We start from the raw sequence: 22,234 nt of genomic DNA on the forward strand, positions 1-22,234 counted from the left end.
GGTGGCTTCGAGGACCGGCGAGGCGCGCCAGGGCCCAGGACCGAATGCGGCCCGGGGCGGGAACCGGGAGGTCGCGGCCGTCAGGTGGGCCGACGGGAGCCCGCGCGGGGGTCTGTCCGGGGTCTGTCCGCGTCCGAGGAGTTGTCCGGGGACAGCGCCGGACCAACCGTCCGGCGACGGTCAGGAATCACCGGGAGGGGGTACGGGGCCGCTCAGGCGTAGCGTGCGGGGACCGAACACGTCGCGGGACCGGACGTGGTGGCTGCAGGTGCCGTAGGTGCCGTAGGTGCCGTGGAGACCGATCGCCTCGGCGGACCCCGACGGCTGGCCGACAGCCGGGGCGAGCCGGCTGGTTGGGACTGGCGCGTTGCACGTCTGCTCCATTCAGAGGTGGAGGGGAGCGATCGCGCCGAGTATGAACGTGCACATGCCCAATCAGGGATACCTCGGCCGGCATAAGACGCCAGTTATGCCAGGAGCTCCAGCGCCGGGCGCGGTGCCTCGTGAATGCTCGGCACGTCGGCGAAGCCGGACCGGATCGATGAGGTCCTGGACCGTTTCCCCGACCGAGTGTTCGCCTGCGAGGAGTTCGTACTGCTCGGAATCCGGCCCATCACAGGATCGGACTGGGCCGCACGGAAGCATCCTGATCCGGGACGTGCCGCAAGACGGGCAGGAGGAGTCGGCCTGTGTGCCGCCGAGGGTGCCAGACGGCTTCCTGCCGGTCAGGCACCCCGTGTTCCATCCCGGGATGAAGCGCGTGGCGTGGCCACCTTGGCGGCTTCGAGCTCGCCCTGGGCGAGTTGGGCAGGTGCGAGTCGCGTGGTCGTGACGGCTTGGGGCCGGCGCAGGTGGGGCCGCGGGCCGGCTGGGCAGCGATGGGCGTGGGACTCGGCGGTCGGCGGGTCGCCGAGGGCGAGAAGGGCCGAGTGCACGGGTGAGTTCGGCTCCGCCTCGTCGTAGGAGGCGAGGAGCCACACCGGCCGGCAGCCCTCGGGGTCGGCCCGTTGCAGGGCATCGCGCGCCTGGTCGAGCATGCGGCAGGTGCCGGTACGGTCCGGCGCCACGCAGCATGGTGTTGTGCCGGCCGGTCTCCTGACGGACAGCAGGGCCGGTCAGGCGGTCGGCGGGGTGCCCGAACAGGTGCCGCGACTCCTGTTCGGCGCAGCCGACGCGTGGTCCGGGCGCTGCGGTGGTCTCTTCGAGCGTGGCACCGCCGACCGTGAGGCCCGTCGGCTACGTGCCCGGCTTCGCCGTCGGCGGCCGGTCGACGGCGGCGCGCGGGATGCCCTCAGGTCTGCCCGTCCTCCGCATCACGCTTCCCACCCGGCGAGCGATCGGCACGGCGGTATCCCGGGGCCCGTCCCCCGGCGCGTGCGTGGGCCTCGAGCAGCGGAAGGGAACGTGGCTCGACCACCGTCGAGAGGATCACCACACTCATGGATCTCGCGATGTTCGGTGAGCGGGTGATGTCCAGCAGCGCCTGCTGAAGCTCTTCCTGGCTGCGGGCGGCCATCCGGCACAGGACGTCACCCGCTCCCGTGGTGGCGAACGCCTCCACGACGGCGGGATGTCCTTCCAGCTCCCCCTGGACCGCTTCCAGGGCTCCCTGTGCGATCTCCAGCGTCACGAAGGCCTGCACGGTGTAGCCGGCTGCCCGCAGATCGATGTCAGGCCCGTAGCCGGTGACAACGCCCGCGGTCTCCAGTTTCTGGATGCGGGACTGCACGGTCGCTCGCGCCACACCGGTCAGCCGGGACACTTCCAGCTGCCCCGCACGGGGGTGATCCCTGAGCGTCTTCAGCAGAGCCACATCCAGTTCGTCCAACACAGTCGGCCACCCTTGTTCTCGATCACGATGGAATTAGCTATGCAGCCTGTATAGCACTTGCACAATTTTAGTAGCAGAAATGAGCACCCTGATCAGTAAGCACTTGGCATGTTGCACACCGACCCGTTCATGGCCTCATACTCCCGCACGTCGCTCGCCGCATCGTCGGCCCCGGACAACGGAGGAACCATGAGCCTTGAGCAGTACCTCACCGACCAGGAGCGTCTGGCCGACCTCGGTCTCGACGAGCTGAAGCAGCTGGTCGGTCTCGTCTCGTACGACGACTCGGCCGACCCCTTTCCGGTGACCGGGTGGGACGCCGTGGAGTGGGTGGTCGGCAATGCCACGCAGTCCGCGCACTTCTTCCAGTCGGCGCTGGGCATGGAGCTGGTCGCCTACTCGGGACCGGAGACCGGCAACCGGGATCACCACGCGTACGTACTCAAGAGCGGCGCCGTGCGATTCGTCCTCAAGGGCGGTGTCGCCCCCGACAGTCCGCTGCACGAGCACCACCGCCTCCGTGGAGACGGAGTCGCCGACATCGCTCTCGAGGTACCGGACGTCGACCGCTGCGTCGATCACGCCCGCGCCCAGGGCGCCGTCGTGGTGGAGGAGCCGCACGATGTGACCGACGAGCACGGGACGCTGCGTGTGGCGGCCATCGCCGCCTACGGCACCACCAGGCACAGTCTGGTGGACCGTTCCCGCTACCAGGGCCCCTACCGGCCCGGCTATGTGGCGCGGACGTCGGGCTACACCAAGCGTCCGGACGCGCCGAAGCGTCTGTTCCAGGCCCTGGACCACGTGGTGGGCAACGTGGAGATCGGCCGTATGGACGAGTGGGTCGACTTCTACAACCGTGTCATGGGCTTCACCAACATGGCGGAGTTCATCGGAGACGACATCGCGACGGAGTACTCGGCGCTGATGTCGAAGGTGGTGGCCAACGGCAACCACCGGGTCAAGTTCCCGCTGAACGAGCCGGCCGTCGGCAAGAAGAGGAGCCAGATCGACGAGTACCTGGAGTTCCACCAGGGCCCCGGCGCCCAGCACCTGGCTCTGGCGACCAACGACATCCTGCGCACCGTCGACTGTCTGCGCGCGGAGGGCGTCGAGTTCCTCGCCACCCCGGACTCCTACTACGAGGACCCGCAGCTGCGTGCCCGTATCGGCGAAGTCCGTGTACCCATCGAGGAGTTGCAGAGGCGCGGCATCCTCGTCGACCGCGACGAGGACGGCTACCTCCTGCAGATCTTCACCAAGCCGATCGGTGACCGGCCCACGGTCTTCTTCGAGTTCATCGAGCGCCACGGCTCCCTCGGTTTCGGGAAGGGCAACTTCCGGGCGCTGTTCGAGGCCCTGGAGCGCGAGCAGGAACGGCGCGGGAACTTCTAGCGGCCCGGATCACGAGACGACCCCCTGGCAAGGAGCAGCTGATGTCTCACTACCTCAGCGTCGGGAACGTCCCGCGCAAGCGTCACACCCAGCACCGCAGCCCGGCGGGCACGCTGTACTACGAGGAACTGATAGGCGAGGAGGGCTTCTCCTCGGACTCCTCACTGCTGTACCACGTCGGTATTCCGTCGGCTCTCGTCGACGCACGTCCCTGGGAACTGCCCGACCACTCGACGGTCCCCAACACGCCCCTCCTTCCACGGCATCTGAAGCTCCACGACCTGTTTCCCGGGCGGGGAGGGGACTCCGCGGACGCGGTGACGGGCCGTCGGCTGGTCCTGGGCAACGGTGACGTGCGGATCTCTTACGTGCTTGCCGACCGTCCCTCTCCGCTGTACCGGAACGCCACCGGCGACGAGTGCGTCTTCGTGGAGTCGGGTTCCGGAACGGTGGAAACCGTGTTCGGCGACCTCCGAGTGGGAGCCGGCGACTACGTGATCCTGCCCCGGGCCACCACGCACCGGTGGGTACCCGACGGTCCGCACCCCCTCCGGCTGTACGTGATCGAGGCGAACAGCCACATCACCCCCGCGAGGCGGTTCCTGTCGCGGTACGGACAGTTCCTGGAGCACGCCCCGTACTGCGAACGCGACCTGCGGGTGCCGGCCGCACCGCGTGTGGTGGAGGAGGAGAACGCCGAGGTCTACATCAAGCACCCCGGATCCGGTCCCGGCGGCATCGCGGGCACGGTGCACGTCATGCGGCACCACCCCTTCGACGTCGTCGGGTGGGACGGGTGTCTCTACCCGTACGCGTTCAACATCGCGGACTACGAACCGATCACCGGGCGTATCCACCAGCCGCCGCCGGCCCATCAGGTGTTCGAGGGAGCGGGTTTCGTCGTCTGCAACTTCGTGCCCCGCAAGGTGGATTACCACCCCATGGCGGTCCCGGTGCCGTACTACCACTCCAACGTCGACTCCGACGAGGTGATGTTCTACGTCGGCGGTGACTACGAGGCCCGCAAGGGATCCGGAGTCGGCCCCGGTTCGGTGTCCCTGCACCCGGGAGGTCACGCGCACGGACCTCAGCCGGGCGCCGTCGAGCGCAGCCTCGGAGCCGAGTTCTTCGACGAGCTGGCGGTCATGGTCGACACGTTCCGGCCGCTGGAACTCGGTGAGGCGGGCCAGGCCGCCGACGACGGGGTGTACGCCTGGTCCTGGTCTCGGGAGGAAGTGTCGTCATGACGCCGTTGCCCGTCTCTGCGGCCGGAGCTCCCGTGACGGAGGCTCCACCGGGACACTTCCGCGGACTCTTCGACGACGCGGCGCTGTTCCCGCCCGGCAGCGCCTCCATGCCCTCGGCGGTCGCGCGTCACTTCGAGCATCGGACGGCCTGGTACGGCCCCATGGTGGGGCTCTTCGTCTGCGCGGACCGCCAGTGGCGCGAACTGGCCGATCAACTGGCCGGGCATGGGCATCCGTTGGCGTTGTCCCTGGTGGTCCGGGAGCCGGAGGCGCTGCCCGAGACGCTGGCCGCCGTACGTGCCCACCCGCGAGTCCGTCTGGAGGCCCTGGAGCTCGGTCCGGGATCCGCGGACTCCGACCACTGGCCGGCCTCCCTCGCGGCCGTGCTGCCCGGCTCCGTCACCGTCTACGCCGAAGTCGGCCTCGACAGGGATGTGACCTCGGCCGTGCACGCGGTGGCCGAGGCCGGATGGCACGTCAAGTTCCGTACGGGAGGTACTGAGCCGGGAGCGTTCCCCAGCGAGCAAGCACTGGCCCAGGGCCTGGTGCAGGCAGTTCGGGCGCGAGTTCCGTTCAAGCTCACCGCGGGCCTGCATCACGCGGTTCGCCACACCGACCCTGTCACCGGGTTCGAGCATCACGGCTTTCTCAACGCACTGGCGGCCACCGCTGCGGCCGGCGACGGCGCGGACGAACGCGCCGTCGCCGACATGCTGGCTGAAAGAACGGCGGACAGTGTCCGATCCGTCTGTACGCCGGCCCTCCTCACCCCCGCACGGGCGTCGTTCACCTCCTTCGGCACATGCAGCATCGACGAACCCGTGGCCGACCTCGGCGCGCTGGGACTCATCGGAAAGGAACGACATGCCGGCTCACCCGGCCGCACGACCTGACGGCTCATGGGTGCCCATGCGTCAGGATCACCCTTTCGGACTCCAGACCCTGCCCTACGGCTCGTTCACAGGGCCTGACGGTCTGCCGCACGCCGGTGTCGCGATCGGGGACCACATCCTCGATCTGACAGCGGCCTGGCCCGCGCTGGCGACCTCGGACAGGGACCTCTTCGCCGCGGGATCACTGGATCGGCTCCTCGCGGCCGGTCCGGCGACCTGGAGCCACGTCCGCGCCGCGGTCACCGAGTGGCTCGGCGACGTGGCGCACCAGGAGTCCGTGTCCCGGTTCCTGCTGCCCACCCACGATGTGTCGATGCTGTTGCCGTTCACGGTCGCGGACTACGCCGACTTCTACGCCTCCGAGCACCATGCCGCCAATCTGGGACGGATGTTCCGGCCAGGTTCCGAACCTCTGACGGCCAACTGGAAGCACATGCCGATCGGCTATCACGGACGGGCCGGAACCGTCGTGGTGTCCGGCACTCCGGTGATCCGTCCCCGCGGACAGCGGCGCAGCGGCGCAGCAGACATCACCGTCGGGCCCAGCCTTCGGCTCGACATCGAAGCCGAACTCGGCTTCGTCGTCGGTGTGCCGACAGCCATGGGACAGGCAGTCACCCTCGGCGACTTCGACCGTCACGTCTTCGGAGTGTGCCTGGTCAACGACTGGTCGGCACGCGACATCCAGGCCTGGGAGTACGTCCCGCTCGGGCCGTTCCTCGGCAAGTCCTTCGCCACGTCGGTCTCGCCCTGGGTCGTGCCGCTGTCCGCTCTCGAACAGGCACGCGTCGCTCCACCACCACGTGATCCGAAGCCGGTCCCCTACCTCGACGACAGCAAGGAGGCCCCCTGGGGACTGGACGTACAGCTCGACGTCGCCCTCAACGGGACCACGATCAGCGAGCCGGGCTTCGCCCACATGTACTGGACCGCCGCTCAGCAACTCGCCCACATGACGGTCAACGGCGCCCGCCTGCGCACCGGGGACCTCTTCGCCTCAGGAACCATCAGCGGCCCCACCAGGGAAAGCCGCGGTTCCCTCATCGAGCTGACCTGGAACGGTCTCGAACCCCTCACCGTGCGCGGAAACCGCCGCACCTTCCTCGAGGACGGCGACGAAGTGGTCATCACCGCCACAGCTCCCGGCCCGGCCGGCACACGCGTCGGTCTGGGCGAGGTCAGAGGCACCGTACTGCCCCATCCGGAACACAACCCCGCGTCCGGGACGGCAACCGCCCCTGAAGAGACCCGATAGTGGACAAGGTCGTTTCCGATCCCTCCCAAGCCATCGCCGGGATCGGCCACCGGGCGTCCTTGGCGGTCGGCGGTTTCGGCCTCTGCGGAATCCCCAGTGTGCTGATCCGAGCCCTGCACGAAGCGGGTGTGGGCGGCCTGGAGATCATCTCCAACAACTGCGGCGTGGACGACTGGGGCCTCGGAATCCTGCTCCGCGACCGCCGCATACGCAGGGTCGTCGCTTCGTACGTGGGCGAGAACAAGGAGTTCGCGCGGCAGTACCTGGCGGGTGAACTGGAAGTCGAACTCACCCCGCAGGGCACCCTCGCGGAACGGCTGCGGGCGGGAGGAGCGGGCATCCCCGGCTTCTACACGCTCACCGGCGCGGGAACCCAGGTCGCCGACGGCGGCCTGCCCTGGCGCTATCACCCCGACGGCCGCGTCGCCGTGGCCTCCCCGCCCAAGGAGACCAGGGACTTCCAGGTCGGGGGGATCACCCGCAGCTACCTGCTGGAGGAGGCCATCGTCGCCGATTTCGGCCTCGTCCGGGCCTGGAAGGGCGACCGCCACGGCAACCTCGTCTTCCGTCAGAGCTCCCGGAACTTCAACCCGCTGTGTGCTGCGGCCGGACGCATCACCGTCGCCGAGGTCGAGCATCTCGTGGAGCCCGGGGAACTGGACCCGGACGCGGTCCATGTCCCCGGCGTCTACGTGCACCGCGTCCTGCCGCTCACGCCCGAACAGGCCAGGGACAAACGCATCGAGCAGCGAACCTGCAGGAAGCGCCCCGATGCGCAAGCGCCGTGCGCGGCAGGCAACGCCCCACACGACAGGAGGCCGTGACCGTGCCCTTGACCCGAGAACAGATGGCCGCCCGCGCCGCCCGGGAACTCACTGACGGCGCCTACGTCAACCTGGGCATCGGCCTGCCCACACTCATACCGAACCACATCCCCGACAACACCGAGATCGTGCTGCATTCGGAGAACGGGATCCTGGGCGTCGGCGCGTACCCCTACGAAGGAGACGAGGACCCCGACCTGATCAACGCCGGCAAGGAGACGGTCACCCTGCGCCCGGGCGCCTCCTTCTTCGACTCGGCGACCTCCTTCGGGATGATCCGCGGCGGCAAGATCGACATGGCGATCCTCGGCGCCATGCAGGTCTCGGCCCACGGCGACATCGCCAACTGGATGATCCCCGGCAAGATGGTCAAGGGCATGGGCGGGGCCATGGACCTCGTCCACGGGGCCAAGAAGGTCATCGTGCTCATGGAGCACTCCGCCAGGAACGGCACCGCCAAGATCGTGCGCGAGTGCTCACTGCCGCTGACCGGCCGCCGCGTCGTCCAGCGGATCATCACCGACCTCTGCGTCCTCGACGTCACCGCATCCGGGCTCGCCCTGCGCGAACTCGCCCCCGACGTCACGGTCGACGAGGTCCGGAGCCTGACGGAACCGGACTTCGCCGTCCGCCTCGGCTGACCCCGCGCGAGCTCCCTCACGTGCAGCCCCTTGCCCCTCCCCCATTTCCCTGCCCGCCCTGGAAAGAGAAGCCTTGAAGACCCTGCTTGCCCAATTCGAGAAGACAGCACCGGAGATCGTCTTCGAGTGGAACGACTCCGAGACATCCGCCAAGGGATGGGTCGTGATCAACTCCCTGCGCGGTGGCGCCGCCGGCGGCGGAACCCGCATGCGCCAGGGACTGGACCGTCGCGAGGTCGAATCCCTGGCGAAGACGATGGAGATCAAGTTCACCGTGTCCGGACCGTCGATCGGCGGAGCCAAGTCCGGTATCGACTTCGATCCCCGCGACCCCCGCAAGCACGAGGTGCTGCGCCGCTGGTACAAGGCAGTCACCCCCCTGCTGAAGGAGTACTACGGCACCGGCGGTGACCTGAACGTCGACGAGACGCAGGAGGTCGTGCCGATCACAGAAGGCCACGGCCTGTGGCATCCGCAGGAAGGAGTGGTCAACGGCCACTTCGGCGGCGGCACACGGGAACTCGTCCAACGCGTCGGCCAGCTCCGCCAGGGCGTGTCCAAGGTCGTCGAGGACCCGCGATTCACCCCCGACGCGAAGCGCGGGTACACCGTGGCCGACCTCGTCACAGGCTGGGGCGTGGCAGAGTCGGTGCGGTGCTACTACGCAACCTACGGCGGTGACATCAAGGGCAAGCGTGTCATCGTCCAGGGCTGGGGCAATGTCGGAGCCGCGGCCGCCTACTACGCGACGCAAGCCGGCGCGCGCGTGGTCGGAGTGATCGACCGCGACGGCGGACTGGTCAACCCCGGCGGATACAGCCTCCCCGAGATCCGGGAACTGTTCCTGGCCAGGGACGGCAACACCCTGCGAGCCGACGGCCTCGTACCCTTCGACGACATCAACTCCACCATCTGGGACACGGGCGCGGAGATCTTCCTGCCGTGCGCGGCCTCGCGCCTGGTCGACCGCGACCAGGTCGACCGTCTGACGGCTCATGGCCTGGAAGTCATCGCCAGCGGGGCGAACGTGCCCTTCGCCGATGACGAGATCTTCTACGGACCGGTCTACGAACACGCGGACCACACCGTCGCCGTCGTTCCGGACTTCATCGCGAACTGCGGCATGGCCCGGACCTTCGCCTTCCTGATGCAGGACAACGCCGAGATCACCGACGCGGCGATCTTCGACGACGTGTCATCCACGATCGCCGCCGCGGTGCGTGCGTGCCACACACGTTCCCAGGCCCGCACCCGAGTCGCCCACACGGCCTTCGAGATCGCTCTCGACCAACTCCTGTGAGTCCGGCGTCCGCTCGCCCGTCCCTTCCGACGGCCGGACCTCGCAGCCAGGCATCACACCTCCAGCCACCCGACTGTCCTCTGCACGGTGCCCCTCCGCGCCCCGCCGAACCGAGGACGTCGCGAACACCGCAATTCCTGGATGCGAGGCACTGGGCATGGTCCCTGACTGGTACGGCAAGGGCGAGCGGCTCGCGTGGGTCCCGTGCGAAAGCCGGCGACTACCGTTCGGCACCTGGCCTCTGGCGCGCGCCGCGCCCATACTCCAGGCATGGATCTGGAGGCGCGGCATCTTCGGTGCCTGACGGCGGTGGCCACGGCCGGCAGCCTCAACAAGGCGGCCCACGTCATGGGTCTTTCGCAGCCGGCGCTGAGCGCCCAACTACGCCGCATCGAGGCCGTGATGGGCGGGGCGGTCTTCGAGCGAGGGCCCTTCGGCGCGCGCGCCACGCCCCTGGGCGAGGTCCTGCTGCCCTACGCGGTGGAGGTGCTGCGCGGCCTTGACGAGCTGGCCAGGGTGGTCGAGGGGCATCGCGCGGCGGCCGGCGGGCGTTCGCTGCGTCTGGGGGTACGGACGACGCCGTTGGCCCTGATGATGTACGAGGTGGCGTCCAGCATCTTCCCCGGAGACATCGCCGAACTGACGGTGCTCGACCCCTCCGCCGAGGCGATCGCCGCGCTGGTGCAAGGGGACGTCGACCTGGTGCTTCACACGGACTTCCCCGGCCGGCCGATCGTTCCGCCCGCCGGGGTGCGGATGACCGTGCTGGGAAGGGAGCCCCTCTTCGTCGGACTGCCCGAGGACCACCCGCTCACCGGCCACTCCGAGATCGACCTCGCTGATCTGGCCGGGACCACCTGGCTGATGGCGGTCAACGGCGACGACGAGTTCGACCGGCACCTGATCGAACAATGCCGCCTGGCCGGCCATCCGACCATGGCGGTCCGAACCGTCGAACCCCTGCTGCTGGCACAGCTGATGCGCCGCGGGGGCCCCGTGGTCCTGGCAGTGAACGCGCTGAGCAGCGGACCGCCGATACCGGGGGTGGTCCGGGAGTTGCGGGGCAGCCCGGTCCGTACCCGGCACATTCTGCTGTGGCGTCACGACGGCGGCCCGGCCGACAGGGAGTTCGCCGGACGGATGCGTACGGGACTGCTGGACGCCTATCGCGCGGCTCTGCCGCACAGCGGGCGGATACCGGGGTGGTGGGAGCGCAACCCGGGGTGGCTGGGTTCGGCCACGACCGGCGCCTGAGCCCCAACCGGTCCCCGAGCCACGGCGATTGCCGTCCTTACCCGCGTGGCCGGTGCACGGCTGCCGGGCCCTCAGGCGTGGTGCGCCAGTACGGATGGCCGGCCAGCCAGGTGCGGTAGACGGGCGCCGCCTCGATGATGTCCCGCTGGGCGCGGACCAGATGCTCCCAGAGGCTCCGTACGCACTCCTCGGGCAGCGGCCCGCCCGACCGCCAGTGGAGCACCGTGACGATGGTGAGGGGTTCGCCGCGCAGCGGCAGCAGCACCAGATCGCGGCCCGTCCGGCTGCCCGGCATCATCGGCATCACCGCACGGCCCTCCGCTACGAGGGTCAGAGCCGTCGCGTAGTCGGCGCCAATCACCGTCACCGGGTGCCCGGCCCGCCGGTACGCCTGGGTCAGCTGGGCGCCCAGGTCGTCGTCGGATCCGGGCGGCAGGCACCACCGCTCCCGGGCCAGTTGGGCGAGGTCGGCCTCGGGGCGTGCGGCGAGCGGGTGCAAGGCGGAGACTCCCGCGAACAGCGGCTCCACAGCGACGACCGCTCCGCACAGTGCCCCTTCTGTGCCGCCCACTGCCCCCGCCGTCTCCCCGGGCATGGGGAAGTGGGTGACCAGGGCGGCCTCGGTGCGCCCGGCGGCCAGCGCCGCGAGGTGGCCGGCGGTACCGGCGGCGGTGATGATCTGCACATCGCTGCCGGCCACCAGGGGCACCGCCGCCGACAGATGGGCCACCAGCAGCCCCGGCGCGCAGCCGACCCGCAGAGTTGCCGGCGGGTCCTCCTTCCGGTGCCGGGCCACCGCGGCGGCCATCTGATCCATGGCGTCCAGCACGGCACGCGCGTGCCCGACGACCGCCTCGCCCAACGGAGTGGGCACCGCGCCTCGCGAGCCACGCCGGAACAGCGGCCCTCCCGCGGCACGTTCGGCCTGGGCCAAGGCCTGGGACACCGACGGCTGGGCCATGCCGAGCCGTTGCGCCGCGGCCGTCAGACTGCCCGCGTCGGCGATCGCCGTGACCACCCGCAGCTGCCGTAACTCCAGGGCCATAGGCGGACCTTAGAGCAGGATGGGATTACCGGGGAAGCCGCCGGATTTCCATAGTGGGTTCATCCGATGGCCCCCGGTGGCGAACACCGGGAGCCGCCCTCCCCCTGTCCCCCATCCCGGAGGATCCCTGTGTCTCCCCGCACTCTCCTACGCGGTCTGCTCACGAGCCTGCTGCTCGGCGGCGCCGCGCTGACGGCCCCCGCCGCCACCGCGCACGCCGTCCCCGCCCCCGAGACGGCAGCCGCGCCCGCCTCCGCCGGCGTCCAGCCGATCGTCGGCGGCGGCCAGGCGAGCGAAACCTACTCGTTCATGGCCTCCCTCCAACAGCAGGGCCGCCACGGCTGCGGCGGCTCCCTGATCGCCGCGCAGTGGGTCGTCACCGCCGCCCACTGCGTCACCGGCCAGCAGGGCGGGCAGATCCCGGCCCAGCAGATCCAGCTGCGCATCGGCTCGGCCGACTACACCCAGGGCACTTCCGCCGCCGTCCAGCGGGTCATCCGCCACCCCCGCTACACCGGCAACGTCTCCGGTGGCAACGACATCGCCCTGCTGCAACTGCGCACCCAGGTGCAGAACCAGCCGGTCTCCATCGCCTCCAGCTCGCCGTCCGAAGGCACCTCCACGCGACTGCTCGGCTGGGGGCAGACCTGTCCCCAGCAGGGCTGCTCGCAGCAGCCGCCCCGCTATCTGAAGGAGCTGGACACCCGGATCAACCCTGACCGGATGTGCGCGGCGGGCTTCAACGGCGCCAATGAGCTGTGCGTGTACGGCACTCCGCAGGCCACCGCCTGCTACGGCGACTCCGGCGGCCCCGCTCTCGTCGGGAGCTCCGGCCGCTGGCAGCTGGTCGGCGCCACCAGCCGCGCCGGACAGAACGGCAGTACCTGCGGCACCGGCAACGCCACCATCTACACCGATGTGACCGCCCACCGCCAGTGGATCAGCCAGAACACCGGCGGGGCCCTGCTCGGCTCCTGATCCGACATCACCGTCCCGCGTCGGCGACTCCCGGGTGGCGGCCCCCTCGGCCGGGAGCCGTCGGCGCGGGGCCTTACCGCAGACGCCGGCCGCTGCGCGAACTGAAGTTGGAAACGCTCAGTGACGCCGCCCGTGGGCTGGCTCGATGGCGAGGAGCGGCCCCGACTGCACGGTGATCGCCGTCTGGGCATCGGTGGGCAGTGGTTCAACGGTGATGCGAGTGATCGGCACAGATCACTCCTTCTCACCGTCAGAGAGTGCCGGTCCGTGCCTCGTCCAAGGTGTCCTCGCTGCTCTCCTGCTGCCGAGCCGGTTCACACGATGATGTCGGAGCAGCGTGATGCACGGCCGAGGGCACTTCAAGCACCCAGACCACGGGCTCGGGGCGCGCGCCCCGAGCCGGCTGGAGCGCTGGGGGCCCGCCTGCGAGCACGGTGACGGCTCATCGCGGCTGCTGCCCTCTGACGAGCACAGTGGGCAGTGCTGCGCCGAGGATCAGATCACGCGGCAGCCCCAGTTCGAAGCGCTGCTCCAGCACGGCGAGAGAGGCACGGTGCGCTGTGTCCCTCTCCCTTTCCTCCGGGATTCCGGCCTCGATGATGTCAGCGCGGACGAGGTCGGCGCCGGGGCCGGTGATCTCCTGCGACCAGGTGTGCATGAACATATCGAAACCGCACACGTACTGGTCGTCGTGGAAGTAGGCGAACGCAGGTGGCGGGACCTTCGGGTTCTGCTTCTCGTAGTAGAGCTCGAAGACGTGGACCCCGTCTCGGGATGTCCCGTCGTGGTACGCGGGCCCGAGAACGGAGGGCCAGTGGCCGTAGGCCACGGCGAAGCCCAGGCCGGCGTGGTCGCCGTAGCGGACGGCGATGCTGTCGGTTTCGCCGCGCTCGGCGTCGAGCCTGTCGATGAGCTCTTCAGCCTGCGCCCCGGTGGTGGCCTGGACCGGTACGGGGCCGCCGGTGGCCGCGAGACGGGCGGCGAGCTGTTCGCCGGTCAGGCCCCGGGCCAGCTTGACGTAGTAGCCGAGCCAGGAGATGTCCTCATCGGCTATCCATGTGATCCCGCCGGAACTCACTGCGTGTCTCCGTTCTCCGGTGTGGCGCGGCCCGGGGTCGGCCCTGCGACCGGCCCCGGGCCGCACGTGCGGTGTGCGTCAGTATCGCGCTACCGGATGTCGCACTTGATCGTCGGCGTCGAGGCTGCTCGCCTCGAGCTGAGCGCGAAAGCGCCTCTGGGAGCTCACGAAGATCTTCCTCCGTTTCGCCAGAACCCGGTTCCGGGACCGGCGAGGGCTCACCGCCCGATTTCTGGGCCGCCATGACTACGGCCGGCGAACTGCTGGCGAGCCAGGCCAGCCTGGACCATGCAGACGCTAGGGCAGGGCTGGAACGTTGTCGCACGCAGGCTGCAGCCATCGCTGCGCAGCAGCATCGTCATCGACGGGCAACTGCGTACCGGCAACATCGTCGCAGCAGACCGGTCCTGGTTCTTCACCCTGTCGGCGATCCCGTGGGAGTTGTGGCCTGTTGTGCTGTCGATGCCCGGGGGTCGTGAATGCCGTCGGTGGCTGGGCTGTTGGAACAGCGCGAGCTGGGTGCTCGCCGTCGTGTTGGCAAGGGACGGCCTCGCGCAGTGAGGAGGACCCGCTTGCGGAGCAGGTCGACGTTGGCACGGCCGAACATCTGCCGCCTCAGCATCTTGATCTTGTCGTTCTGGCCCTCGACGGCCCGGAGCTGTAGCGCGGGCCGGGGCCGACGACGACGGCATCGAGGTTCGCCGAGTTGATGATCGACCGCCAGGGCAAACACCTCGGCCAATGCACCGCCCGCGTCCAGTCCCTGGATGTTCACGAGAGCAGCGTCGTCGGCAACGAACGGCTGTCGCTGCGTCAGGTCCGACAGGCGGCGGGGCCGCTCGACCCCCTCTCGTGGGGCAATGGGCGGTTGGCGCCCGTTCCCGTGACGGGCTCTGTGCGGCTTCTGCTGCTGTCCTCGACATGGCGAAAGGAAGATGATCAAGCGTAAGTGTGCGGAGACGCCGGCTTCCAACTCTTGGGACGGCTGCGTTCTCTGTACGTTCCTCCAGCCGGTCCCTGCGCTGTTCAGGGCGGTGGGCTGGGTGGAGCCCTGGGCTCCGGCGAGGCAGGCTTGGTGCATGAGGTCGCTCCTGCGCTCACCCCCGGTGTCTGGATCAGGCCGTCGAGATCGGGGCCTTCTGACACTGATGCGGTGTGTGCCCTTTCTGATCGCGCTGGCCGTGCTGGTCCTCGAACTCACACCCGCGCACTTCATCTACACCGGTCCGTTCCTCACCGCTGTGCCTGCGCTGGCGGCCGTGACGCTCGGCCCCGGGGGCACCACTGGGGCGGCGGCACTGGCACTGGTGATCAGCGGGGTCACCGCGACCTACAACGGGGCGTGGGGCACCCTGCAGGTGTACAGCAACTTCCTGGCTTTGATCCTGGTCTCCGTGGCCGGGTTCATCACCAGCCGCGCCATGCAGGAGCGCAGGCAGAGGGAACTCGACCAGGTCCGCCGGATCGCTGTGGCGGCACAGGACGTCGTGCTGCGGCCCGTACCCGAGCACCTGGGCCCCTTGCGGGCTGCCAGCCTGTCCCTCGCGGCCGGAACGGGGGCACAGGTGGGCGGTGACCTGTACGAAGCCGTGCAGACACGGTTCGGCATCCGGATGATCGTGGGGGACGTCCGGGGAAAGGGGCTGTCCGCGGTGCGGGCCGTCGCAGTGACACTGGGGGCGTTCCGGGAGGCCGTGCATTACGAGGAGGACTTGGTGGAGGTGATGAACCGCTGCTCGGCCGCGCTGCGGCGGGAAGTCGCGGTGCCGGGTGCGTACGGCCAGGACGTTCTGCTGGAAGGGTTCGTCACGGCGCTTGTCGCTCAGGTGCCGGACGATCCCGTGGTGCAGCTGGTCAACCGTGGACATCCTCCACCGCTACTGCTGCACGAGGGCAGGGCCGCACCGCTGACACCGAGCCTGCCGACGCCGCCTCTCGGACTCGAAGACCTCGTCACCGGCCTGCCCGAGAAGCCGGAGAGTTACTCCTTCGTCGCCGGTGACCGTCTGTTGTTGTACACCGATGGCGTGATCGAGGCGCGCGACCGCACGGGCGAGTTCTTCGCGCTGCCGGAGGCCGCCGAGGACATCGATGGCGGCGCCGCGGCCGAGGAGTTCCTGGAGAAGATCCACCAGGCGTTGATCAGCCACACTGGCGGGGAGCTGGCCGACGACGTGGCGATGATCTTGGCTGACCGGTTCGGCAGGGCGGAGCCCGCGCGATGACCGCTTCGGTCCGCCCTGTGGCCAGGCCTGCTGTCGCCGGCCAGGCGGCCGAGTGCGTGTACAGCTCGATGTCCCGGCCGTCGACGACGTCCGCGGCGGCACCGGAAGCCTCGAGCTGCCACAACGCCTCCGGGGACGTGCACGGTGAACGCCGGGTCCTTTCGGGAGCGCGGCAGGCATCGGCGGAACTGCGAGCGCCGTACCATAGCTGTGCCTCCCCGCCCCACCTGTGCATCACGACGTCGCCAGTCCCTGATGCGTTCGCCGGAGCACGTGCACCGGCGTGGACTGAGGCCCAGCGGATGGATAGGTACGTACCTGGCCCTGCCGGACACGCATGCCACCGCCACGACACCCGGCCCAGGGGCGCCACCGCCCAGGGCGTACAGCGATGAGCAGCTCGCATCAGATGCCGGCTCACGCCTCGTTTCCCTGGGTGATTCGGCGGTGTCTTGCTGCGCGCCCGACGGCGCCCCTGGTGCCGTCCAGACCGCTGGACGGGGCGACGTCACGCAGGGACGCCGAGCGGCGGGTGCTCAAGCACGCGGGGCTTGTACTCGACCAGCTGGATGCGGCCGTCGAAGGTGCGGTGCTCGATCATCTCGAGGGCAACGTCCGGATAGCCGTCGTAGATGCGTTCTTGGCCCGTGGCCCCGGTGATCACCGGGAACATCACGACCCGGAAGCGGTCGACGAGTCCGGCTCGAAGCAGGGACCGGCACAGGCTGAGGCTGCCGATCGTGCTGAGGAGCCCCGAGCCACTGGACTTCATGGCGCGGACCGCCTCGACGGCGTCGTCGCGGACGAGCGTGGAGTTGGCCCACGTCAATGGCTCCTCGAGCGAGGAGGAGAACACCACCTTGGACGCTTGCGTGAGCTCGTCGACAGACGCCTCTTCTTCGGGCCTGAACTCGTCCTGGCCGTTCGGAACCTCGCCTGCGGCGAAGCCCGACATCAGCCGGTAGGTGTTCGCTCCCATCAGGTACGTGGCCTCGGGCTGCTCGCCGAGCCATGCGAGGTACTCAGGGCCCTCGAGGCCCCAGAACCCGGGCCATCCCTCTCCCGATGCGTGGCCGTCGAGGGAGGTGATGAAGTCGACGAGAAGCTCCGACATGGCGGGTGTCCTTTCCTGGGGTGTCACGAGCTTGGACCGGCCGAGAGCCATAAACTCATCGGCCGCGCCGTGGAGCGACGAGAAAACCCATCACGCTGCAGCCGATCAGGTCGGCGGAGCGGCACTGCTTCGGAGGGCCCGGAGCCCTACATGACTGCCCTGCGCATGCAGTCGGGGAGCGATCTCCACGCGATGGGGAACGGCGGCGGGGTCGGAGGAGGCGGGCAGGACAGGTGTCGGCGCTGAGGCACGGACTTTGCGCGGCACGGCGGACGCCTCTTCGAGGTGGCGCCGTACGTCGTCGGGCATCACTTCGAGCCGCCGTTGGATGCTGGTGACGGTCTCGCCTGGGCCTTCCTGGCCGAATGCGGGAGCAGGCCGGATACCGCCAGGGCGCTGAAAACCTGTACCGCCACGCCGCCACCGGCCACACTGACGTCTTTTTGCACTGGATGCGGGGCGCAGCCTGGGGTGCGTGGCCTGCGGTCGGGTGTCACCCGGCAGATGGGCGTGAGTCGGCGAGGCCGGGGCAGTGGTCAGCGGTAGGCGGCGAGGAAGACGCGGGCGCCGGCGGCGGCGTAGCGGTCGAGGTCGGCCTCGGTGTGCTGGGTGCTGCCGGTGAACATGGCCTTGTTCACCGGGATCCACAGCAGCAGGCCGGAGAAGTGGTTCGCGGCCAGGAGTGTGTCGTCGATGCGGAGGAGCCCCTGGTCGGCCAGGCGCTGGAAGGTCGCTGCCAGCGTGGCGAGCCCTCGCTGGAAGCCTCGCTCGTACCACTCGGTTCCCAGGTCCGGAAAGACGTCGGCGTTGGCGATGATCAGGCGCCGCAGCTGGATCACTCGGGGGGCGGTGAGGGCGGTCAGGAACTGGCGGGCGAGCCGGGTCAGGTTCTCTTCCAGGTGGGCTTCGTCGGTGGGGAGGTCGGCCAGCAGGTCGATCGTGGTGTCGAGCCGGTCGGTGGTGGCCAGGACGATGTCGGCGAAGAGCTTCTCCTTGTCGGAGAAGTGCTTGTAGACGGTCTGCTTGGACACCGCGGCCAGCTTCGCGATGTCGTCCATGCTCGTTCCCGCGTATCCCTTGTCCAGGAAAACGCTGGTCGCGGCCTCCAGGATCGCCTCGTGCTTGCGCGCCGAACGGCTGTCCATCATCGACCCCTTCTCCATGTGTCTGCCCCCTCTGGCGTAAGAGTACTGGACTGACCAGTACTCGCGTGGGTACTGTACCGTCCAGTTCCGAAAGTGCGGGGCCCCCAGCCCTGCGCACCCCGCAGACATATGGAGTCCCTCATGGACAGGGTGTTCTCTGCCGACGGCACGGCCATCGCCTACGAGCAGCAGGGCTCAGGCCCCGCGGTGGTACTCGTCGGCGGCGCTTTCATGACGCGCGGCGACTCCGCCGCACTCGCCGGCCTGCTGGCCGAGCACTGCACGGTCATCACGTACGACCGACGGGGCCGCGGCGACAGCGGGGACAGCCAGGCGTACGACGTACAGCGGGAGGTCGAGGACCTGGACGCCCTGATCGAGCGCGCGGGCGGCGAGGCGATGGTCTTCGGCATGTCCTCCGGCGCCGTACTGGCGCTGGAGGCCGTAGCCCAGGGCAGCGCCGTCTCCAGGCTTGCCATGTACGAGCCGCCCTTCATCACCGACTCCAGCCGCCCACCGCTGCCCGCCGACTACGTCGCCCACCTGACGGACCTCGTGAAGCAGGGGGCGTACGGCGACGCCGTGGCCTACTTCATGACCGCGGCCGTGGGCATGCCCGCCGAGGTCGTCGCCGGGATGCGGCAGTCCCCCTTCTGGACCGGTATGGAAGCCACCGCCCGCACCCTGCCTTATGACGGCCAGGTCATGGGTGACACCATGTCCGGCCGGCCGCTGCCCGCCGACCGCTGGCGGTCCGTGACCGTACCCGTCCTCGTCGGCAGCGGGGACGCGGGCGCCCCGCACATGCTCACCGGCGCGCGGGAACTCGCCGCACTGGCCGACAACTTCACCCTGCACGTCTTCCCCGGCCAGGAACACAACATCGACCCAGAGCTCCTCGCCCTCGTCCTGACCGGCTTCTTCACCACTGGCGAAGAGGCATGAGCAAAGTCTTCGCCAGCCTGGGCAGATCCCTGGACGGCTTCGTCGCCGACCCCAGTTCCCGTCCCGACAGTCCGCTCGGTGACGGCAGAGGACCGCGAGGAGCGGCTGGAAGCCCTTGCAGGCCTGCCCGCCGCTGCCGATCCTGACGCGGGGGACGAAGGAGCCGGTGCCGGTGCCGGGCCGGCGGTACAGGTTGCCTGCCGTGTCCCGGGCCAGCAGGTCGCTCCCGCCGTCGCCGGTGATGTCGCCGACGCCGACGACCGCGTTGCAGGAGGCGCACCACTGGGAAAAGATCTTCACGCGGGACTTCAGGGAGCGTGGATCTGCAGTCGTAGCGCCACAGGTTTCCGGCCGTGTCACAGGCCAGGACGTCACCGATGCCGTCGCCGGTGAGGTCTCCGGGCGAGGTGAGGACGTCGTGCGCGTTCCAGCCCGTGCCGAGCCTGGTGCAGGGCCAGTGCTCGCCCGGTGCCTTGGCGCAGGTGTGGCGTCGGCCGGGCGCTGCTGGAGGACCGAGGCCTTCACCGGGGTCGCCAGCAGGCGCAGTGGCTGCTGTGTGGCACCGGAGGGGCGCCAGGTGAACCTGTTCCTGGTCGTCGACCCAGGCGGCGTTGGGTCCGGCTTCGTCGGCCGTCCAGCGCATGTCGCGCTGTGAGGCGCCTGCGTCGGGCAGGGTTGCGATGACGCGGCTGTCAGTCTGGCCGTCGGTGACGGTGGTCAGGGTCAGCTATCCGGTGGGTCTGACGTGTGTGACGACGAAGCCGTCGCCGAGCTCATTGTCACCGGCTGGCACGGGAAGGAGGTGTTCGCCGTGGGGTCGCACACGCCGGCTCTGCCGTCGCGGGTCAGCAGGCGGCAGTCCCCTTCCCTTGCCGGGCAGTTGGGCAAGGGCTTGTTCGAAGCGTCGCAGGCAGCGCGCCTGACTCGGGCCTGCCGGTGACGGCAACCGTATGGGCGTAGTGGCTCCTGCCGCCATTGCACTCGCAGAGTTGAACACGTTCAACTTGTCTGACAAGGTATCTCTACGGCCCACTCATAACCGTTGGCCGATGCCGGTTGAGGGTGGGGGTCCTGGTGGCGGGCGGAAGTGGGTTGCGTGCGTGGGGGGCGACCCTCGGCGGCTTGATGGTGGTGCTGGCTGTTCTGACGGCGTGCGCTGGTCCCTACCAGTACTACGAGGGGACGGGGATCCACGACGCCACGGCGGCCGAAGTCGCTGGACGCTGGGAAAACGTCGAGGGGACTCGCGTGGCGCTTCGCAAAAACGGAACGGCTCTCCTCGAAAAGCTCGACGGGCAGGACTTCGACTTCGAGGACGGCTGGCGCCTCTCCGGTACGGGAACCTGGCAACTGGCCGACGACGACGGCGGACAGGTCGTCCGACTTACGCTGACAGCCCGGACCGGAGTGGAGAGCCGTTTCCCCGCGACGGCCGCCGACCCCTCAGCTCCTGAACCCCCATCGACATACGTGTGGTCCTTCTACGTGGACCGCGACCAGCACGACAAGTTGAGGCTGTTCTTCTTCTACGGTGATCCCGACGTCGGGAACACGTACGTGATGACGCGCGAGGCAGGGTCATAGCCCCTCGTTCGACCGCCACGGCGAGCACAGTCGCCTCGTAGCGGACCGCGAGATTGACCTAGGGCCTGTCTGAAGTCGGGATCAACGGGTGATACGCCACCTGGCACGATGCCCTCATGAATGCCGATGAATCGTGGGAATCCGTGCCAACTGTCAACGTGCGGCTGTGGCGCGCCGATGCCATCGTGCTGTTCGACTGGCTGATGAGCACCGACCTGAACGCCGTACCGATCACGCACCCGGCTCAGAAACAGGCGCTCGCAGACCTGTTGTCACGGTTCGAGTGGGCATGCGATGTAGACATCACGGATTCCACCGCGACAGAGATCGTCGCAGCCCAGGAAGAGGTGGCCAAGGACATGGGCTGGTAGACGTCCGGGATGGCGCGGAGAGAACTCATGGACGCTGAATGGGTGTTGAGCGGTCCGTTCCTGCCGATAGGCAGGTCCGTTCCGTGTCCGGAGCGTCTGCGGCCGGGACGACTGCTCCGAAGGCCCTGCCCGACGCGATCTCCTTCCGGGCGTCAGACCGCCTTCGCGCCGGGCGGCTTGAGGGCGGCGCGGCATCGGGAAGGCGGGCCGGCGGCTGTGTGGCGGAGCCAGCGGGCGTCGGTCTCGCGGCCGTTGGGCAGGGTGTGCCGGGGCGGACCTTCGGCCGGGACGAAGCCGGCGGCGGCCAGGGAGCGGCCGGAGGCGACGTTCGCGGGTTCGTGGCCCGCCCGGACCGTCCGTAGTCCCAGATGGTCGTGCGCGAGGAGGGCGACTGCCTGGAACAGTTCCGCGCCGAGACCCCTGCCGCGGGCGTGGGGCGCCAGCATTCCGCCGACCTCACCCGTGTTGTCGGCGGGATCGGTTGCGCCGTTCTCAGCGGGCCCGCCCGTACCGGCGCCACCGCTGTCACTTGGGTCGATCCGAAGCTGCGCGGCTCCCGCGTATCTGCCGTCCTGCAGACTCACAGCGACGAGCAGCACATCCTCGTCGGCGAGCTCGACCGGGTGGGAGAGGAGGTGCTGGGCCAGGACGGACGACCGGTGGGCGTCCGTGTCGCCGGGGCGCAGGCCGAGCACCTCCTCGCGCACCGACGCCTCCAGCAGGTGTTTGTCCTGCGAACCCAGCCAGTACGCCGCCTCGGGATCCGCGCCGCAGGCCAGGTAGGCGGCGATGTCCAACCCGCTCTCCGGGCTGTAGAGCAGCAGGCGCTCCGTGTACAGAGTGTGGCGGAGCTGCCAGCACGGCCCTGGCAGCGGAAGCCTGGGCAGCGCCCGCCGACGGCGCAGCCGAGACCAGACCATCGATTCCCCCTGCCGGACGCCCGACCCGATCGACGCCGTCGCCTGCCCGAAGGGATGGCCCGCTCGCCCGCGCGGTCGGCACACGGCACACGGCACACGGCACACGGCACACGGCACACGGCACACGGCGCTACGCAACGGTCCGGCCGCGCTCGGTGCGCTGGAGTTTAGGTACCGGGGGTGTCCGCC

Annotated in this window: 22 protein-coding genes; 15 read left to right on the plus strand and 7 right to left on the minus strand. The window is 69.4% G+C overall.

The window, feature by feature from the left end; genetic code table 11:
• Window positions 1-725: 725 nt before the first annotated feature.
• Window positions 726-1,067 (minus strand): hypothetical protein, encoded by a 342-nt coding sequence (locus ACZ6SQ_RS00445; protein ID WP_469554904.1) that lies wholly within the window; start codon window positions 1,065-1,067, stop codon window positions 726-728.
• 224 nt (window positions 1,068-1,291) lie between these two features.
• On the minus strand, window positions 1,292-1,831 hold the full coding sequence (locus ACZ6SQ_RS00450; RefSeq protein ID WP_469554906.1) for an Lrp/AsnC family transcriptional regulator: 540 nt from the start codon (window positions 1,829-1,831) through the stop codon (window positions 1,292-1,294).
• 189 nt (window positions 1,832-2,020) lie between these two features.
• Here ACZ6SQ_RS00450 and hppD point away from each other — a divergent pair, with 189 nt between their 5' ends.
• From hppD to ACZ6SQ_RS00490, 8 genes are all read left to right on the plus strand, one after another.
• Window positions 2,021-3,226 carry a 4-hydroxyphenylpyruvate dioxygenase gene (gene hppD, locus ACZ6SQ_RS00455; protein WP_469554909.1) on the plus strand — a complete coding sequence of 402 codons (1,206 nt, stop codon included), beginning with the start codon at window positions 2,021-2,023 and terminating at the stop codon, window positions 3,224-3,226.
• A gap of 41 nt (window positions 3,227-3,267) precedes the next feature.
• Complete coding sequence (locus ACZ6SQ_RS00460; protein ID WP_469554913.1) at window positions 3,268-4,473, plus strand: homogentisate 1,2-dioxygenase domain-containing protein; 1,206 nt, start codon at window positions 3,268-3,270, stop codon at window positions 4,471-4,473.
• Window positions 4,474-4,505: 32 nt separating this feature from the next.
• Window positions 4,506-5,366, plus strand: coding sequence for a hypothetical protein (locus ACZ6SQ_RS00465; protein ID WP_469554915.1), 861 nt, complete (start codon window positions 4,506-4,508; stop codon window positions 5,364-5,366).
• 16 nt (window positions 5,367-5,382) lie between these two features.
• Complete coding sequence (gene fahA, locus ACZ6SQ_RS00470; RefSeq protein ID WP_469554917.1) at window positions 5,383-6,621, plus strand: fumarylacetoacetase; 1,239 nt, start codon at window positions 5,383-5,385, stop codon at window positions 6,619-6,621.
• Window positions 6,621-7,445 carry a CoA transferase subunit A gene (locus ACZ6SQ_RS00475; protein WP_469554921.1) on the plus strand — a complete coding sequence of 275 codons (825 nt, stop codon included), beginning with the start codon at window positions 6,621-6,623 and terminating at the stop codon, window positions 7,443-7,445. Before fahA ends, ACZ6SQ_RS00475 begins: the two co-directional genes overlap by 1 nt.
• A 2-nt stretch (window positions 7,446-7,447) precedes the next feature.
• On the plus strand, window positions 7,448-8,086 hold the full coding sequence (locus ACZ6SQ_RS00480) for a CoA transferase subunit B (protein ID WP_469554923.1): 639 nt from the start codon (window positions 7,448-7,450) through the stop codon (window positions 8,084-8,086).
• Window positions 8,087-8,159: 73 nt separating this feature from the next.
• Window positions 8,160-9,386: a Glu/Leu/Phe/Val dehydrogenase dimerization domain-containing protein gene (locus ACZ6SQ_RS00485; protein ID WP_469554924.1), complete on the plus strand. Its 1,227-nt coding sequence runs from the start codon at window positions 8,160-8,162 to the stop codon at window positions 9,384-9,386.
• Window positions 9,387-9,656: 270 nt separating this feature from the next.
• On the plus strand, window positions 9,657-10,640 hold the full coding sequence (locus tag ACZ6SQ_RS00490) for a LysR family transcriptional regulator (protein WP_469554927.1): 984 nt from the start codon (window positions 9,657-9,659) through the stop codon (window positions 10,638-10,640).
• Between the two features lie 37 nt (window positions 10,641-10,677).
• Here the strand turns inward: ACZ6SQ_RS00490 and ACZ6SQ_RS00495 are convergent, their stop codons facing one another.
• Window positions 10,678-11,685 (minus strand): LysR family transcriptional regulator, encoded by a 1,008-nt coding sequence (locus ACZ6SQ_RS00495; protein WP_469554930.1) that lies wholly within the window; start codon window positions 11,683-11,685, stop codon window positions 10,678-10,680.
• 129 nt (window positions 11,686-11,814) lie between these two features.
• On the opposite strand from ACZ6SQ_RS00495, the gene ACZ6SQ_RS00500 reads away from it, so the two are divergent.
• On the plus strand, window positions 11,815-12,663 hold the full coding sequence (locus tag ACZ6SQ_RS00500; RefSeq protein WP_469554933.1) for a S1 family peptidase: 849 nt from the start codon (window positions 11,815-11,817) through the stop codon (window positions 12,661-12,663).
• A gap of 442 nt (window positions 12,664-13,105) precedes the next feature.
• Here the strand turns inward: ACZ6SQ_RS00500 and ACZ6SQ_RS00505 are convergent, their stop codons facing one another.
• A complete protein-coding gene (locus tag ACZ6SQ_RS00505; RefSeq protein WP_469554936.1) occupies window positions 13,106-13,741 on the minus strand; it encodes a hypothetical protein in 636 nt (211 codons plus the stop codon).
• Window positions 13,742-14,029: 288 nt separating this feature from the next.
• On the opposite strand from ACZ6SQ_RS00505, the gene ACZ6SQ_RS00510 reads away from it, so the two are divergent.
• The 3 genes from ACZ6SQ_RS00510 (at window position 14,030) to ACZ6SQ_RS00520 (ending at window position 15,966) form a co-directional block, all read left to right on the plus strand.
• The gene (locus ACZ6SQ_RS00510; RefSeq protein ID WP_469555778.1) at window positions 14,030-14,302 is read left to right on the plus strand and encodes a hypothetical protein; all 273 of its coding nucleotides are present in this window, start codon (window positions 14,030-14,032) and stop codon (window positions 14,300-14,302) included.
• 148 nt (window positions 14,303-14,450) lie between these two features.
• Window positions 14,451-14,690, plus strand: a complete 240-nt coding sequence (locus ACZ6SQ_RS00515; RefSeq protein WP_469555779.1) for a hypothetical protein — start codon at window positions 14,451-14,453, stop codon at window positions 14,688-14,690.
• Between the two features lie 232 nt (window positions 14,691-14,922).
• A complete protein-coding gene (locus ACZ6SQ_RS00520) occupies window positions 14,923-15,966 on the plus strand; it encodes a PP2C family protein-serine/threonine phosphatase (protein ID WP_469554938.1) in 1,044 nt (347 codons plus the stop codon).
• A gap of 508 nt (window positions 15,967-16,474) precedes the next feature.
• On the opposite strand, the gene ACZ6SQ_RS00525 is transcribed toward ACZ6SQ_RS00520, so the two are convergent.
• Both ACZ6SQ_RS00525 and ACZ6SQ_RS00530 read right to left on the minus strand, forming a co-directional pair.
• Window positions 16,475-17,080 (minus strand): dihydrofolate reductase family protein, encoded by a 606-nt coding sequence (locus ACZ6SQ_RS00525; RefSeq protein ID WP_469554940.1) that lies wholly within the window; start codon window positions 17,078-17,080, stop codon window positions 16,475-16,477.
• Window positions 17,081-17,616: 536 nt separating this feature from the next.
• Complete coding sequence (locus tag ACZ6SQ_RS00530) at window positions 17,617-18,228, minus strand: TetR/AcrR family transcriptional regulator (protein WP_469554941.1); 612 nt, start codon at window positions 18,226-18,228, stop codon at window positions 17,617-17,619.
• Between the two features lie 138 nt (window positions 18,229-18,366).
• On the opposite strand from ACZ6SQ_RS00530, the gene ACZ6SQ_RS00535 reads away from it, so the two are divergent.
• The 3 genes from ACZ6SQ_RS00535 (at window position 18,367) to ACZ6SQ_RS00545 (ending at window position 21,125) form a co-directional block, all read left to right on the plus strand.
• On the plus strand, window positions 18,367-19,170 hold the full coding sequence (locus ACZ6SQ_RS00535) for an alpha/beta fold hydrolase (RefSeq protein WP_469554943.1): 804 nt from the start codon (window positions 18,367-18,369) through the stop codon (window positions 19,168-19,170).
• Between the two features lie 1,125 nt (window positions 19,171-20,295).
• On the plus strand, window positions 20,296-20,754 hold the full coding sequence (locus ACZ6SQ_RS00540) for a hypothetical protein (RefSeq protein WP_469555746.1): 459 nt from the start codon (window positions 20,296-20,298) through the stop codon (window positions 20,752-20,754).
• Window positions 20,755-20,870: 116 nt separating this feature from the next.
• Window positions 20,871-21,125: a hypothetical protein gene (locus tag ACZ6SQ_RS00545; protein ID WP_469554946.1), complete on the plus strand. Its 255-nt coding sequence runs from the start codon at window positions 20,871-20,873 to the stop codon at window positions 21,123-21,125.
• A 152-nt stretch (window positions 21,126-21,277) separates the two neighbouring features.
• Here the strand turns inward: ACZ6SQ_RS00545 and ACZ6SQ_RS00550 are convergent, their stop codons facing one another.
• Window positions 21,278-22,045, minus strand: coding sequence for a GNAT family N-acetyltransferase (locus ACZ6SQ_RS00550; protein WP_469554949.1), 768 nt, complete (start codon window positions 22,043-22,045; stop codon window positions 21,278-21,280).
• Window positions 22,046-22,234: the final 189 nt, after the last annotated feature.

The sequence above is a fragment of the Streptomyces sp. NPDC048600 genome, from assembly GCF_055587025.1.

Excerpts from the sequence above, each read along its gene's own strand:
- hppD (WP_469554909.1), top strand. The coding sequence starts at position 2,021 with ATGAGCCTTGAGCAGTACCTCACCGACCAGGAGCGTCTGGCCGACCTC.
- ACZ6SQ_RS00460 (WP_469554913.1), top strand. The coding sequence starts at position 3,268 with ATGTCTCACTACCTCAGCGTCGGGAACGTCCCGCGCAAGCGTCACACC.
- fahA (WP_469554917.1), top strand. The coding sequence starts at position 5,383 with ATGCGTCAGGATCACCCTTTCGGACTCCAGACCCTGCCCTACGGCTCG.
- ACZ6SQ_RS00490 (WP_469554927.1), top strand. The coding sequence starts at position 9,657 with ATGGATCTGGAGGCGCGGCATCTTCGGTGCCTGACGGCGGTGGCCACG.
- ACZ6SQ_RS00495 (WP_469554930.1), bottom strand. The coding sequence starts at position 11,685 with ATGGCCCTGGAGTTACGGCAGCTGCGGGTGGTCACGGCGATCGCCGAC.
- ACZ6SQ_RS00510 (WP_469555778.1), top strand. The coding sequence starts at position 14,030 with ATGCAGACGCTAGGGCAGGGCTGGAACGTTGTCGCACGCAGGCTGCAG.
- ACZ6SQ_RS00515 (WP_469555779.1), top strand. The coding sequence starts at position 14,451 with ATGATCGACCGCCAGGGCAAACACCTCGGCCAATGCACCGCCCGCGTC.
- ACZ6SQ_RS00525 (WP_469554940.1), bottom strand. The coding sequence starts at position 17,080 with ATGTCGGAGCTTCTCGTCGACTTCATCACCTCCCTCGACGGCCACGCA.
- ACZ6SQ_RS00530 (WP_469554941.1), bottom strand. The coding sequence starts at position 18,228 with ATGATGGACAGCCGTTCGGCGCGCAAGCACGAGGCGATCCTGGAGGCC.
- ACZ6SQ_RS00535 (WP_469554943.1), top strand. The coding sequence starts at position 18,367 with ATGGACAGGGTGTTCTCTGCCGACGGCACGGCCATCGCCTACGAGCAG.
- ACZ6SQ_RS00540 (WP_469555746.1), top strand. The coding sequence starts at position 20,296 with ATGGTGGTGCTGGCTGTTCTGACGGCGTGCGCTGGTCCCTACCAGTAC.
- ACZ6SQ_RS00545 (WP_469554946.1), top strand. The coding sequence starts at position 20,871 with ATGAATGCCGATGAATCGTGGGAATCCGTGCCAACTGTCAACGTGCGG.
- ACZ6SQ_RS00550 (WP_469554949.1), bottom strand. The coding sequence starts at position 22,045 with ATGGTCTGGTCTCGGCTGCGCCGTCGGCGGGCGCTGCCCAGGCTTCCG.